The 13,740-nt window shown below is 55.7% G+C and carries 13 protein-coding genes; 10 read left to right on the top strand and 3 right to left on the bottom strand.

Going from position 1 to position 13,740, the window contains the following annotated elements; genetic code table 11:
- Positions 1 to 117 precede the first annotated feature (117 nt).
- The 5 genes from HALO_RS18535 to HALO_RS18515 all read left to right on the top strand — a co-directional run bounded on the left by HALO_RS18535 (position 118) and on the right by HALO_RS18515 (position 5,946).
- On the top strand, positions 118 to 1,002 hold the full coding sequence (locus tag HALO_RS18535; protein ID WP_035576995.1) for a helix-turn-helix transcriptional regulator: 885 nt from the start codon (positions 118 to 120) through the stop codon (positions 1,000 to 1,002).
- 53 nt (positions 1,003 to 1,055) lie between these two features.
- Positions 1,056 to 1,580 carry a sigma-70 family RNA polymerase sigma factor gene (locus HALO_RS18530; RefSeq protein ID WP_035576998.1) on the top strand — a complete coding sequence of 175 codons (525 nt, stop codon included), beginning with the start codon at positions 1,056 to 1,058 and terminating at the stop codon, positions 1,578 to 1,580.
- Positions 1,577 to 2,551, top strand: a complete 975-nt coding sequence (locus HALO_RS18525) for a FecR domain-containing protein (protein WP_050713828.1) — start codon at positions 1,577 to 1,579, stop codon at positions 2,549 to 2,551. Before HALO_RS18530 ends, HALO_RS18525 begins: the two co-directional genes overlap by 4 nt.
- A gap of 194 nt (positions 2,552 to 2,745) precedes the next feature.
- Entirely contained in the window at positions 2,746 to 5,043 is a 2,298-nt protein-coding gene (locus tag HALO_RS18520; protein ID WP_231896752.1) for a TonB-dependent siderophore receptor, read from the top strand.
- Between the two features lie 30 nt (positions 5,044 to 5,073).
- Positions 5,074 to 5,946 (top strand): alpha/beta hydrolase, encoded by an 873-nt coding sequence (locus HALO_RS18515; protein ID WP_035577002.1) that lies wholly within the window; start codon positions 5,074 to 5,076, stop codon positions 5,944 to 5,946.
- A 9-nt stretch (positions 5,947 to 5,955) separates the two neighbouring features.
- Here the strand turns inward: HALO_RS18515 and HALO_RS18510 are convergent, their stop codons facing one another.
- Positions 5,956 to 6,858, bottom strand: coding sequence for a LysR substrate-binding domain-containing protein (locus HALO_RS18510; RefSeq protein WP_035577005.1), 903 nt, complete (start codon positions 6,856 to 6,858; stop codon positions 5,956 to 5,958).
- 173 nt (positions 6,859 to 7,031) lie between these two features.
- Here HALO_RS18510 and HALO_RS18505 point away from each other — a divergent pair, with 173 nt between their 5' ends.
- On the top strand, positions 7,032 to 7,610 hold the full coding sequence (locus tag HALO_RS18505; RefSeq protein ID WP_035577008.1) for an NAD(P)H-dependent oxidoreductase: 579 nt from the start codon (positions 7,032 to 7,034) through the stop codon (positions 7,608 to 7,610).
- A gap of 29 nt (positions 7,611 to 7,639) precedes the next feature.
- Here HALO_RS18505 and msrQ read toward each other — a convergent pair whose 3' ends face one another.
- Entirely contained in the window at positions 7,640 to 8,260 is a 621-nt protein-coding gene (msrQ, locus tag HALO_RS18500) for a protein-methionine-sulfoxide reductase heme-binding subunit MsrQ (protein ID WP_050713827.1), read from the bottom strand.
- A complete protein-coding gene (gene msrP, locus HALO_RS18495) occupies positions 8,260 to 9,276 on the bottom strand; it encodes a protein-methionine-sulfoxide reductase catalytic subunit MsrP (RefSeq protein ID WP_050713826.1) in 1,017 nt (338 codons plus the stop codon). Before msrP ends, msrQ begins: the two co-directional genes overlap by 1 nt.
- 170 nt (positions 9,277 to 9,446) lie before the next feature.
- Between msrP and HALO_RS18490 the strand changes: the two genes are divergently transcribed.
- From HALO_RS18490 to HALO_RS18475, 4 genes are read left to right on the top strand one after another with little or no spacing between them, the layout of a single operon-like run.
- The gene (locus tag HALO_RS18490; protein WP_035577011.1) at positions 9,447 to 11,102 is read left to right on the top strand and encodes an FMN-binding glutamate synthase family protein; all 1,656 of its coding nucleotides are present in this window, start codon (positions 9,447 to 9,449) and stop codon (positions 11,100 to 11,102) included.
- Between the two features lie 5 nt (positions 11,103 to 11,107).
- Positions 11,108 to 12,079, top strand: coding sequence for a DUF2157 domain-containing protein (locus HALO_RS18485; RefSeq protein WP_035577012.1), 972 nt, complete (start codon positions 11,108 to 11,110; stop codon positions 12,077 to 12,079).
- Positions 12,043 to 13,176, top strand: a complete 1,134-nt coding sequence (locus HALO_RS18480; protein ID WP_231896751.1) for a DUF4401 domain-containing protein — start codon at positions 12,043 to 12,045, stop codon at positions 13,174 to 13,176. The genes HALO_RS18485 and HALO_RS18480 overlap by 37 nt, the downstream gene beginning before the upstream one ends.
- Positions 13,173 to 13,706, top strand: coding sequence for a GDYXXLXY domain-containing protein (locus HALO_RS18475; protein WP_050713825.1), 534 nt, complete (start codon positions 13,173 to 13,175; stop codon positions 13,704 to 13,706). Before HALO_RS18480 ends, HALO_RS18475 begins: the two co-directional genes overlap by 4 nt.
- Positions 13,707 to 13,740 lie beyond the last annotated feature (34 nt).

Here is a 13,740-nt window from a genome sequence, read left to right as displayed (position 1 = left end):
AGAGAATCCGCCAGCGCTGTTTTGCCAGCGAAGGGCTATTCTGGAGAGGCTTTTAAAGGGGTACAATTTAACTATTTATACTATTACTAAAAGTGATAAGTTACTAAAGGTAATAAAATGACTGCTGCCCGGACGCTAAATCGAACGCGGGAAGACTTGGCTGCGTTTCTACGCAAGCATCGCGAGAAAATTGCCCCGGAAGCGGTGGGGCTGCCTCATGGCCGTCGAAGGCGCACGCCTGGGTTAAGGCGCGAAGAGGTCGCCGCTTTAGCGGGCGTGGGGCTGACTTGGTATACCTGGTTGGAGCAGGGCCGCGATATTAGCGTATCGGCGACGTTTCTGGACAACTTATCCAAGACGCTCAAGCTGGATGCGGCTGAACGCCGCCATCTGTTCTTGCTTGCCCATCAGCGTTTACCCTCTGAGCTAGGCAAAACCTGGTGCAGCGTGCCGCCACTGGTGCAAACCTTGATGGACGACCTGCCCACACGGCCCGCCTATATCCTGAACCTACGCTGGGACGTGCTGGCCTGGAACGCTGCCGCTGATAAGCTGTTCAACTTCTCTGCCCATGCACCTGAACGCCGCAATATGCTCTGGTTGTTATTTACCGAGCCTGCCATGCGTCAGCTGTTATCACCCTGGGAAGAGCAGGTTTGCGAAATGCTATCCAGCTTCCGACGCGACTTTGCCCGTGCGACCGAAGATCCCGCCATAGAGGCATTGGTTGAAGAGCTAACCAAAGTGGCGCCTGAGTTTAAGGCATGGTGGAAAAATCAGGAGGTCAACGCGCCTTGTCAGGGCGTGCGCCATCTTTATCTGGATGGGATCGGCGCTGTCGCGTTTGAACACACGACGCTCACCGTTGATGAAGAGCGCCACCTGCGGCTGGTCTACTATGCCCACAAGGGAACCGATACTACGCAGCGGGTCTTTAATGAGTGGGTCACCACTAAAGCGAGCGACAATATAGTTAAAGAAAATAATAATGATTTGTATTAACTGAATGCTGTTATTAGAATTACCCTCCGTTTGCTGATCGTTTGGGGGGGAGAATGCCGGGTTCAGCTAAAAGTACGCCGCTGGCTGATATGTACAGTGCTCACCATGGCTGGCTGCAGCATTGGTTGCAGCGCAAGACGGGCTGCAGCTGGCAGGCGGCTGATCTGGCTCAGGATACCTTTCTGCGCATTCTCACCTCTCCGAGTAACGCCGACCAAATTAGCAAACTCCATGAACCGCGTAACTTTCTGACCACCATTGCCCGCCGGGTGTGGGTGGATTTTGTGCGTCGGGATGCCTTGGAAAAAGCCTGGCTGGAAGCCCTGAAGCAGCAACCCGAGCCGGTGTTTATCTCGCCGGAAGAGCAGGTCCTGATTCTGGAGACGCTGTTTCAGGTCGATGAAATGTTGGAAGGGCTGGGCAAAAAGGTTAGCCAGGCGTTTCTGCTTTGCCACCTGGAAGGTCTTCGTTATGCCGAAATCGCCGAGCGTTTGGGGGTCTCTGTCAGTTCGGTAAAAAAATACATAGCCAAAGCCACCGAGCACTGCCTGCTACTGATGTGCGATGAACCGCTATGAGCGATACCCGGGTAGCCCGCAAAGATATCCTCAGATCTGCCGCCCGCTGGTATGCGCTGCTGTGCTCGGAGGAGGTTACCGAACAGCAAAAAAACGCCCATGATGCGTGGTTAGCGGAGGATCCGGCCCACGCTCGGGCTTGGCAGCAGGTAGAAAAACTGCGTCAGCAACTGCAGAAGATTCCTGGAGCCCCTTCGCTTGATGCGTTGCAGATCAAGCAGCGCCAGGGGCATAGCCGTCGAGCAGTGCTGCGCAGTTTTGCCTTGTTGGCAGCAGGCAGTGTTCTGGGTTCGTTGGCCTGGCAGCAGGCGCCAATAGAAAGCTGGATGGCCAGTCACCGCACCGCACGGGGCGAGCGCCGCGAATATACCCTGGCCGACGGTACGCAATTGGTACTTAACACGGCCACCGCGCTGGATGTAGTGGAAACCTCGACCACGCGGTTGCTTCGCCTCTATGAAGGCGAAATCTTTATTCGCACGGGCMAAGGGGCGAAAGGCGTTGCCGCCGCTAAAGCGCTGCAGGTGCATACCGAGCAAGGCACTGTTGTGCCGTTGGGCACCGTGTTTACCGTGCGCAAGCAGGGCACGTCTACCCAAGTCACCGTGCTGGAGGATGAGGTCGAGTTGATTCCGCAGTTGGCTGGTGGCAAGACCCAGCGCCTTGTTGCTGGAGAGCAGGCGCAGATGAGCTCACGCTCTGTAGAGGTTGCCACCGCCACCGCCCAGGCGGATAGCTGGACACGCGGTCTGCTGGTAGCGGTGGACTGGCCGTTGAGCCGTTTGGTAGCAGAGTTGAGCCGTTACCGTACAGGCGTGCTGCGTTTTGATCCCGCCATTGCCGGGCTGAGGGTATCAGGCGCTTTCCCTATTGATGATACCGACCGGGCGCTGCAAGCCATTGCCAATGCGCTGCCGGTTAGCGTCGACCGACTGACCCAATATTGGGTAGCTCTCAAATCTAGCGAATAAAAAGTTGGATTATTTATTGTCCCTTTTTCGATCTCGTTCGACCCAGAGATAAAGCAACCGATTCTGGAATTAACGAGATAAAGATGACCACACCCTTTAACCCCAAGCAGACATTCATATCCATCCGATACCACCATGGCAAACCCACGTGCGCGCTTGGTGGTATCGCATTGGGCTGTGCCCTGATGAGTTCGATGGCACTGTTGCCCCTACAAGCAGCGCAGGCGCAAACAACGGACGGGCAGGCGCAACAGGCTGCTAGCCAGCAGGCATACAGCATCGAGCCGGGATCGCTGGGCAGTGTATTGAGCCAGTTCGCCAGCCATGCGGGCATTGTGTTGTCCTTCCCCGCTGATCTCACTGATGACCTGCAAAGCGCTGGATTGAATGGGCGTTATAGCGTGGAGGAGGGGTTTGCCCAGTTGCTTCAGGGCAGTGGTTTGAAAGTGGTCAAGCGCGGGCCTGCGGACTATGTAATGGAAAAAACAGGTACGGCAGAAAACATGGTATTGGATACCGTGGCAGTGGTAGGCAGCCGAATCAGTAGTGACGGTTATTTAGCTTACAGCACCYCAGCGGGCAGCAAAACCGATACACCGCTGATAGAGCTTGCGCAAAGTATCAGTGTGGTCACCGAAGAGCAGCTTCGTGACCGGCAGCCGTCGTCAGTAGAGCAGGCGGTGGCTTATACGGCTGGGGTTCGGGTTGAAGCAGCGGGGATGGATCCGCGCTTTGACTTGATATCGGTGAGGGGGTATCCGACGGTATATCATGGCGATTTTCTGGATGGCTTGCGCCAACCCAATAGCGGTTGGCTCTCCTACTACTCCACCGTGCCCTATAATCTGGAACGAATTGAGATAGTCAAAGGCCCTGATTCGATGCGCTATGGCCAGCTATCACCGGGTGGGCTGGTGAACCGGGTTAGCAAACGTCCAAGTGCTGATGCGCCACAGGAAGTGCAACTGCAGGTGGGCAGCCATGACCATCTGCAAGGCCAGTTCGATGTGGGTGGTGATATGGGCAACGATGTGCAGTACCGCTTGGTGGGCGTTATGCGCGATGCGCAAACGGACATTGAACAGGTCGATAATGACGTCTCGCTGCTGGCGCCATCTCTTTATTGGCAGATTAGCGATCGTACCGACATTACCTTCATTACCCAGTACCAGGAGCGCCAGACCTCGGCATCGCCGCGCCCTTACCAGGACGGTGATAACCTGACCCATTTTTGGTCCAGCGATGAAGACTTTGACAAGCTGGATCAAGAGCAGTGGGCACTGGGCTATGAATTTAACCACCGCTGGAGTGACCAGCTGCAACTGCAGCAAAATGTGCGCTACGGTCAGGTGGATACCACCAACCAGTACCTTTCAGCAGGCACTTTGTCCGGAACAACGCTAAGCCGCAGCAGTGTCGGCCTTTACGAAGAGATGGAGTCTCTTAGTACTGATACTAGGCTGATGGCAACCTTCGATCAGGGCGGGGTGGAACATGAGGTGATGCTAGGCGCCGATTACGCCTATCTCGAGAACGATGTCATTTATGCGGGCGGCAGCGCGCCGTCGATCGATATCGACAACCCGGATTACAGTCAGCCTGTAGCCCAGCCGAGTAACGTGTGGACAAAAGACAGTGGGAAAGCCCACCGTAGAGGTCTTTATTTACAGGATCAGGTCAAGCTCGATAACTGGCGTTTGACCGCAGGAATCCGCCGCGACTGGGCGCGTGACGAGACTCGCAACAACCTCACCGGTACTGCCAGCGAAAGCCGGGATGAGAAAAACACTTGGCGCTTTGGCGCACTCTACGCATTTGATTCGGGGCTGTCGCCGTACTTCAGCTATGCGCAATCGTTCCTGCCTGAGAGCGGTACCGATGTGAGCGGCAATGACTTCGATCCTACCGAAGGTGAGCAGTTTGAGCTGGGGCTGAAATATCAGCCAGCGGGCAGTGATGCGATGCTGACTGCGGCGGTCTACCAGATCGATGAAGCCAATCGTAAAACCACTGATCTCGAGAACCCGCTATTTCAAGTACAAACCGGAGAAGTGCGTACCCGTGGACTGGAGCTTGAGGCCGTCGGGAATGTCACCGACGACCTGCGCATGACTGCAAGCTACAACTACAACCGCAGCGAAATCACCGCGGATAATGATGGCAACGAGGGCAGTGACCTGGCGAATACCCCGCGTCACCTGGCGTCCCTGTGGTTGGATTATCGCGTTCCTGCGCTGGAACGACTGCGTCTTTCCGGTGGGGTGCGCTATATCGGTAGTGAGTACATTGATAATGCCAACAGCAATAAAAACGCTGCATACAGCTTGATTGATATGGCGGCACACTATGATTTTGCGGGCTCTTTGCAGGGGGTGCGTGCCAGCCTCAACGCCACCAACGTAACGGATGAAGAGCATATCTCCTGTGAGGGCATCTATTGCTATCGCGGAGCCGGTCGCAGTCTGATTGGTAGCATCGCTTACCAATGGTGATGAGAACCAGCATCGTGGGGGCAACGATTTATGAAACTGTTCGTTAATAATTTAGTGTTTGCCGGGCTGGTTTTGTTGGCTGCATCAGTGCCCACATCGCATGCTCAGACGTCGCCAGTAATGGACGAGCGTCAAGTGACTCTGGATCAGACGCTGGAGTGGACGATGCAAAACGAGCAAGGCGCCGTCTATCGTATCCTGATCAGCAAACCGGAAGGCGAGGTGCCCTACAGCGGCGGTTACCCGGTGATCTATGTACTGGATGGCAACGCTTATTTCGCTTCCTTGCATGAGGCCAAGCGGGCACAGGAGCCGTTCCGCCAGGCCATTATTGTGGGCATCGCTTATCCGGGCGAAGCGCCGCATAACTTCCTGCGGCGCTCTTACGATTTATCACCGCCGGTGGCCGAGGAGCAAAACACGCCACCTCAGGGCGGACAGGATGAGCTGTTGGATTTTATCGAGCACAGCTTGATGCCTACCGTCGCCGAGCGCTTTCCTGTTGATGCTAATCACCAGAGTCTTTATGGCCACTCTTTTGGCGGTATGTTTGCAATTTATGCCTTATTTACTCGGCCGGATCTGTTTAATCACATCGTCGCCGCCAGTCCCAGCCTGTGGTGGAATAATAGCTATCTGTTGAAACATGAACGCGACTTCAGGCAGCAGGTTGAAGCCGGAGAGACCAGTGTTATTCATCACAGCTTGTCATTGATCGTGGCCGACAACGACTCACTCCAGAACCAGCAGGATGCTAGTCAGCTTTATCAGCGGCTTGAAGACCTGTCGGCATACGGTTTACGTAGCAGTTTCCACAAAGTGGAGGGCGAAGATCATATGTCCGTTCCCTTTGTGCTGGAGTCGCGTGTTCTCAAACAGCTTCTGGGCACTCGGGGCGGCTGACCGAGTGTTTTAAGCGATCAAATACTTCCCTGGCAGTTGTTCAGCTAAAAACTCCATAAACAATCGGGTGCGCTGAGAAAGCGTGGTTTGGCGATAATACACGGCGTTCACAGCTTGGGTCTGCAGTTCAGTACAGTCGGATAGTACATCCACCAGGGTGCCTTGCTGACGCGGAGTGATGGTCATAAAGTCGGCTAGGCAAACAATGCCTTGTCCGGCCATGGCCAGTTCTATCAGCGTGCTGCCGCTTGAGGCGGCGAGCACTGGCGTAATATGTAAGCGCTGCCCGTCGGCGCAGGTAAGCGGCCACTGGTTAAGATGATCGAGCTGGCTGAAGCCTAGCAAACTGTGCTGTAGAAGGTCATCGGTGCTTTGCGGCGTACCATGGCGTTCAAGGTAGGAGGGGCTGGCCAGAAGGCGCAGCGGACTGTAGCCGAGGAGGCGGGCGTGAAGCGATGAGTCTTCCAGCTTGCCGATGCGGATGGCCAGATCAACCCGCTGTTCCAGCAGGTCGATAAAACGGTCATGGGTGTCGAGTTCCAGTGTAATGCCAGGGTAGCGGGTGCGGAACTCGCCAATCAGCGGGGCAATAACGAACTGCATAAAACTGGGGGCGGCGTTGATTCGTAACCGGCCGTGGGGCTGGTTATGGCGATCCAACATAGCCTCTTCGGCCTCTTCCACGGCGGCCAGAATACGGCGGCAATGGTTTAGAAATGTTTCGCCCTCTTCAGTCAGCTCTAAGCGGCGCGTCGTTCGACGTAGCAGGGTAACGCCGATTTTTTGCTCCAGGCGATTGAGCGCACGGCTAACCCCTGAAATGGTAATGCCAAGCCGTTCGGCGGCACCGGTGATGGAGCCGCTATCGACGACCGTCACAAAGGCCTGCTGCTCTTCAAGGGTGCTTTTCATAACGTTATCAGTTGCCTTAATGGTAAATAATAGGGTTGTTGATTTTAAGTCAAAAGTGTCTTGATTGAATGTCGCTATTTTTTCGCATGCATTGAATCCACAATACCGCTCATTAAGCGCCATGCAAAAGCTTTTGAGCATGGGGGTGCTAGCTATCGTGAGAGGTTGTTTTGATGAAAGTTCTGTTGATTAATGGCGGTAAAGCGTTTGCCCACTCTGGCGGTGAGCTCAACAATACCCTGCACGGCGTGGCAGTGAGTACGTTGCAGGAAATGGGGTATGAGGTGCGCGAGACGGTAGTTGATCAAGGCTACAATCTTGAGACCGAAGTGCAGAACTACCTATGGGCGGACACCATTGTGTATCAGATGCCGGGTTGGTGGATGGGAACGCCCTGGATCGTTAAGCGCTACATCGATGAGGTATTCACAGAAGGCCACGGTTCGCTCTACGCCAGCGATGGCCGCAGCCGCCAAGATCCGACCAAGCAGTACGGCAGTGGTGGCCTGCTGCAGGGCCGTCGCTATATGCTATCGCTGACATGGAACGCGCCTTTGGAAGCGTTCGATGAGCCTGACAACTTCTTCGAAGGGCGCGGTGTGGATGGTGTCTATTTCCCGTTCCACAAATCGCAGGAATTTATCGGCTTAGAAGCCCTGCCGACCTTTATCGCCAACGATGTAATGAAGATGCCGGATGTCGATCGCGATAAAGCGGCTTATCGTAAGCATCTTCGCTGCGTACTTGGCTAGGTTTCGTCGGTTGATTTTTCTTACAAGCCCTAAGTACGACTCAATCGATGGCGAAGTTTAGGCAGTGTACGGGCAACTGGGGACAGGCGAGTGGACATGATGAGCGCCGCAATAGCGGCATACATGGCCCACTCCTGCATATCCGCGCGCACCACCCAGAAGAAGTGCAGCAGCACCAGCCCCAAAATGGCGTAGGAGAATTTGTGTAGCGGCTTCCAGCGTTTGCCTAGGCGCTTCATCGACCACTTGTTAGACGTCGCCCCCAGCACGGCAAGGCCGATTAGCGCGATCATACCGACGATAATATACGGACGCTTGACGATCTCACTACCCAGCAATGCCCAGTTAAGCCCCAGAATAAACAGCGCGTAACTGAGCATATGCAGGGTGGCGTAGGCCAGCGTCCAGAGGCCCAGCTGGCGGCGGATCAGCGCAAAGCCTTTCCAGCGGGTGAGCTTGGKCAGTGGGGTAAGGCTAAGGGTGAATAGCAGCAACCACAGCGCGCCAATGCCGATATTCAGTAGCAGGTAGCGCCCCGGTTCGGGGCCTGCGGCGTTATTCGCCACCTGCCAGCTCCAAAACAGCAGTGGTGCTAGCGCCGCCAGAAATACCGCGACGCGCCAGGCTAGCCATTTGTGCTGCGTTGTCATCAGTAGTTCTTCCTCAAATCTAACCCCGCATACATCTCGGCGACTTCATCGGCGTAGCCGTTAAACATCAAGGTATCGATGGTATTGGGGTTGAATAGGCTGTTGGGTAAACGCCGCTCGGTGGCTTGGCTCCAGCGGGGGTGGTCAACCTCGGGGTTAACGTTGGCATAAAAGCCGTACTCATCCGAGGCAATCTGCTGCCAGGAGTTAACCGGCTGCTCTTCCACCAGCGAAATGCGCACAATCGACTTGATACTCTTGAAGCCGTACTTCCAGGGCACTACCAGCCGTAGGGGCGCGCCATTTTGATTGGGCAGCTCGCGGCCGTACATGCCCATGGCCAGCAGCGTTAGCGGGTGCATGGCTTCGTCTAAACGTAGCCCTTCCACGTAGGGCCAGTCGATGATTGAGAACGAGGAGCGCTGGCCACGCATCTGCTCGGGATCTACCAGGGTTTCAAAGCGCACGTACTTGGCTTTGCTGGKGGGGTCGGCGCGCTTGATGATTTCCGCCAGCGGAATACCCAGCCAGGGAATCACCATCGACCACGCCTCGACGCAGCGCAGGCGGTAAATGCGCTCTTCAAACTGTGAGGGCTTGGCGAAGTCCTCCAGGGCAAAACGCCCGCTGTTATTGACTTCGCCATCGACCACCACGCTCCAGGGCTGGGTTTCCAGGCTACCCGCATGGCGGGCGGGGTCGCCCTTGTCAGTGCCGAATTCAAAAAAGTTGTTGTAGCCACTGGCATCATCAAAGGGGGCGATTTTATCTTTGTCTGGGTCGCTAGGGGTAATAGCTCGCCATTGAGTGTCGCTGATTTTCTCCTTTAGCCACGCGGGGGCATCGCCTTCGGGTACATCGGAGTAGTCGGCATTGGCTTGCACGTGGCCGGATAGGGCGAGTCCCGCGCTTAGGCCTGCCATCCCGCCCATAAAGCGCCGCCGGGAGAGGTAGATGGATTCCGGCGTGACATCGGATTCGTGTAAATCACTCGGTTTGGCAATCTTTATTAGCATTAGGTGTCTCCACTAGAGCCTGTACGGGTAGCATACGGGGTGAATGCTGCATTCGATATCAATGGGTGTCGTAAGTTCGCCAGAACTTACACAAATCCATTACGTTTAAATAGCGCCGGTTTGAAGGGCCTTCCTCTGTGGCGGCGTGTTAAGAAGGAGCTCGTGTACTGATGATCGAAGCTCGGGGGTTAACCCGTATTCCTCTGCGTAATACTGTCTTTGTCGTCTGCCTGATACTGCTGGCGGTTTCGCTGGTAGGGTTGGGAGTCTCATTAACGTGGCTGTGGGGCGTGGCGATCTTTGGCATGTTGGCTGGGCTGGGGCTTTATGATCTACGCCAAACGCGGCGAACGGTCAGCCGTAACTACCCGATCTTGGCCCACCTCCGCTATGTCTTGGAGTCCATCGGGCCGGAAATACGTCAGTACTTTATTCAATCGGATCTCGATGAGCGGCCTTTTTCCCGCGAGCAGCGTGCTGTGGTGTACCAGCGCGCTAAGAACGAGAGCGACAAGAAGCCTTTCGGCTCTCTGCTGGATATGTATCAGCCGGGGCATGAATGGATCAACCATTCGCTACTTCCCTGCGCTATTGAAAACGCGGACTTCCGTGTGCGCGTGGGCGGCAGCCATTGCAGTCAACCTTACCTGGCAAGCGTACTGAATATTTCTGCGATGAGCTTTGGTTCGCTTTCGGGCAACGCCATTGAAGCGCTTAATGCGGGGGCGTGTAAGGGCGGTTTTTATCACGACACCGGGGAGGGATCGATCTCCCGTTACCATCGCAGGCACGGTGGTGATTTGGTCTGGGAAATAGGCTCTGGCTACTTTGGCTGCCGTCACGATGATGGCTCGTTTAACGAGGAGCGCTTTGCTGCCAACGCCCGTGACGATCAGGTGAAGATGATCGAAATTAAGCTTTCCCAGGGCGCCAAACCTGGGCATGGCGGCATACTGCCAGCGGCCAAGGTCACCGCAGAAATTGCCGAAGCGCGGGAAGTGCCCATGGGGCAGGACGTGATTTCCCCTGCTGCTCACTCGGCCTTTTCGACGCCGCTGGAACTGATGGCGTTTATTGCCCGCCTGCGTTCGCTTTCGGGTGGTAAACCGGTTGGCTTTAAGCTGGCGATTGGTCACCCCTGGGAGTGGTTTGCGATCGTTAAAGCCATGCTGGAAAGCGGTGAGCGGCCTGATTTTATTGTCGTGGACGGTGGTGAAGGGGGAACTGGTGCGGCGCCGCTAGAACTTATCAATCGCATGGGGGTGCCATTAACCGAGGCCGTCACGCTGGTTCATAACACCCTGGTGGGAGCCGGGTTGCGCGAGGAGATTCGTATTGGTGCGGCGGGCAAGGTCATGTCCGGCTTTCACATTGCCCGAACCATGGCGCTAGGGGCTGATTGGTGCAATTCGGCCAGGGGCTTTATGTTTTCACTGGGGTGTATTCAGGCGCTTAATTGCCACTCCGACAAGTGCCCCAGCGGCGTAGCTACTCAAGACCCCAGCCGCAGCCGCCATTTGGATGTGGCCGATAAGACTGCGCGGGTCTACCACTTCCACCGTAATACCCTAAAAGCGCTGGCGGAAATGCTGGGCGCCGCAGGGCTTAGCCACCCTAGCGAACTGGGGCCCGAGCACATTATCCGGCGTGTCTCGGAAAATGAGATTCAGTCCTACGATCAGATATTTGCTTTCTTGAAGCCCAATGAGTTGCTCAATGCAAAGTGCGAGCACACGGTGTTCAAGCACTATTGGGAAGATGCCCGCTCAGACTCTTTCCTGCCGCCTGCTCGGATTGCTCGACTTCGTTTCACCAAACTGGAGTAAACGCGATGGCTGCGGCACGCCGTGAATTAGTGGCCTTGATCGAACAGGGAGTAATACCGCCTGAGCAGGTGGTGCGCGGCGTAGAGGTTGCCGGGCTACATCCTTCTCCCCGCGCCTGGGCGGTATTTATCGATCGCCTGCTGCTGTGGCTAGGCGGCTTGGCGTTGGCCTTCGCGGTGCTGTTTTTCGTGGCCTACAACTGGGCAGAAATGGGGCGCTGGCTGCGCTTTTGTTTGGTGCAAGTGGCGATAGTGCTGGCGGTGGGTATCGCCGTTTGGGGCAAGGCTAGCCCGACGGTTCGGCGTGTCGCGCTAACGGCAGCGTCGCTGTTGGTCGGCGTTCTGCTGGCGCTAGTTGGGCAGGTCTACCAAACCGGTGCTGACACTTGGCAGCTGTTCTTTGCCTGGGCGTTACTTACGCTGCCATGGGTGTGGGTGGCGCGCTTTGAACTGCTTTGGGTGCTGTGGCTGGGGGTACTCAATTTGGCCATCGGGCTCTATTTTCGTACCTGGGGCGGGCCATTTGGCGTTTTGGCCAGTAGTGAGGCCGCTCAATGGGGGCTGTTTTTGTTTAATACCCTGGCCTTGGCAGCCTGGGAGTGGGGCGCCGGTTACCGAGGTTGGCCACGGCAGTGGGCAGTGCGCTTGCTGGCGGTGGGTAGCGGCGTGCCGATAACGCTGTTAATGATCACCTTGATCGTCGATGCAGGCCTCTTATGGTCTTCTGTACTGGCGATTTACCCACTCTGGCTGGCCGGGCTGTATGGCGTTTACCGCTTCTGGCGGCCGGAGCTGTTTATGATTGCGGGTGGCTGTATTTCGTTGTTAACGGTGGCCACGCTACTGCTTGCCAGGGTCTTGCTATGGGAGGGCGATTGGCAAGCGGGCAGTTTGTTACTGCTGACGATAGCTGTGTTTGCCATGGGCGCAGGGGCAGTGGTATGGCTGAAGCGGCTACATCGGGAGATTGCCCAGTGACGCGCAGTGTCGATGGTTTAAAAGCTAGGCTGATCCAAGCAGGCGTTACGCTGAATGAGCCCGCTCCCCCAGCACCGCTTGAAACACCCTGGTTTGTGCGCGTACTACAGGCGTTTTCCGGTTGGCTGGCGGCGCTGTTCCTGCTCGGCTTTATTGCCATGGGCGTAGTGTTTGTAGTGGAGAGTCCGGCGGCGTCGTTAGGCCTTGGGCTTGCTATGATAAGCGCTGCGTTTGCGTTACTACGCACGGCGCGCAGTGATGTGCTTGAACACTTGGCGCTGGCGGTGAGCCTGGCTGGGCAATTGCTAGTGGCTTGGGCCGCTATAGAGTTCTGGGGTGGCTCCGCTTACCCATTTTGGTCGCTGCTGGGATGGTCGTTATTTGGCTTGCAGGCTTTGCTGGCGCTGGTGATGCCAAGCTACGTGCACCGAGTATTTTCTGCTTTTGCCGCCAGCCTGGCGCTGTATATGGCCTTGGCGATTAGCAGCGGGGAACAAACGGCCAGTGGACTGGTGCTGTTAGCAGTGACGTTGGTTTGGCTCAATGAGTTTCGCTGGCCMCATCGTATAAAGAGTGTGCAGGCGTGGGGCTATGGCTTGCTAATGGGGCTGCTGGTCATGCAAGGGTTAGCGCATAGCGGCAAGCCACTCTGGTTTTGGTTTGAAGGGCCAATCAGCGGCGACAGCGCCTGGATGAACATTTGGATAGATCGTTGGATAGCCCCTGGGTTAAGCGCCGCATTGCTAGCGCTGACGCTAGCGTTACTGCTGCATAGCATTTTTACCCATCGCTCACCCATGCTGTATCGGCGTGCTGCTCTAGGTGTGGCCGTGATACTGCTGATTTCAGTTTACGTGCCAGCGGTTGTGCAAGGCGTTGTATTGTTGCTATTGGGTTTTGCGATTGGCCATCGCTTGCTGGTGGGGCTAGGTGTGTTTTCGTTACTGCTGGCCATTGGTAGTTATTATTACTGGTTGGATACCACGTTATTAATCAAGGCATTAACGCTGATTGTGATAGGGGTAATGCTCTTATCGTTACGTTGGTTTTTACGGCGGCTTGATCCTTTTGATGATAAGCGGGAGCCAAAACCATGATGTGTAGCGCTAAGTGGAACCGGACAGTCGTTATTGTGACCACACTGCTGATGCTCGCAGTGGTGAACTGGGCGATTTGGCAGAAAGAGCGCCATTTGGCCGAGGGAGAAATCGTCTACCTGGAGCTGGCGCCCGTCGACCCGCGTTCACTGATGCAGGGCGACTATATGGCGCTCAACTTTGCGCTGGGAGACCAAATTCAAACCATGCTTCATCAAGCTGAGAGTGACAACGATTTATTGAAAGCCAGCAATGGGGTGGTGGTTGTGCGCTTGGATGAACAGCGTATCGCTCACTTCCAGCGCTTGGATGATGGCACTTCTTTAGCCGATCACGAACGGCAACTGCGCTATCGGTTGCGCAATGGCCAAGTGCGCTTTGCCACCGATGCGTTCTTTTTCCAGGAAGGCCACGCCGAACGCTACGAGCCTGCCCGCTACGGGCAGTTTCGGGTGAATMCCCAGGGTGAGCCGCTATTGGTAGCCATGTACGATGATGAGCTTAATCAGTTGGGTGAAACGACTAAGTAATTGCCAGTTTTCGTGTTGTTGGCCACCTTTCACC

The sequence above is a fragment of the Halomonas sp. R57-5 genome (genome assembly GCF_900070345.1).
Classification (GTDB): domain Bacteria; phylum Pseudomonadota; class Gammaproteobacteria; order Pseudomonadales; family Halomonadaceae; genus Vreelandella; species Vreelandella ventosae_B.
This window is presented reverse-complemented; position numbering and strand designations above follow the sequence as displayed.

Coding starts and splice junctions, on each gene's coding strand:
- HALO_RS18515 (WP_035577002.1), top strand. CDS start 5,074: ATGAAACTGTTCGTTAATAATTTAGTGTTTGCCGGGCTGGTTTTGTTG.
- HALO_RS18510 (WP_035577005.1), bottom strand. CDS start 6,858: ATGAAAAGCACCCTTGAAGAGCAGCAGGCCTTTGTGACGGTCGTCGAT.
- HALO_RS18530 (WP_035576998.1), top strand. CDS start 1,056: ATGCCGGGTTCAGCTAAAAGTACGCCGCTGGCTGATATGTACAGTGCT.
- HALO_RS18490 (WP_035577011.1), top strand. CDS start 9,447: ATGATCGAAGCTCGGGGGTTAACCCGTATTCCTCTGCGTAATACTGTC.
- HALO_RS18485 (WP_035577012.1), top strand. CDS start 11,108: ATGGCTGCGGCACGCCGTGAATTAGTGGCCTTGATCGAACAGGGAGTA.
- HALO_RS18505 (WP_035577008.1), top strand. CDS start 7,032: ATGAAAGTTCTGTTGATTAATGGCGGTAAAGCGTTTGCCCACTCTGGC.
- HALO_RS18535 (WP_035576995.1), top strand. CDS start 118: ATGACTGCTGCCCGGACGCTAAATCGAACGCGGGAAGACTTGGCTGCG.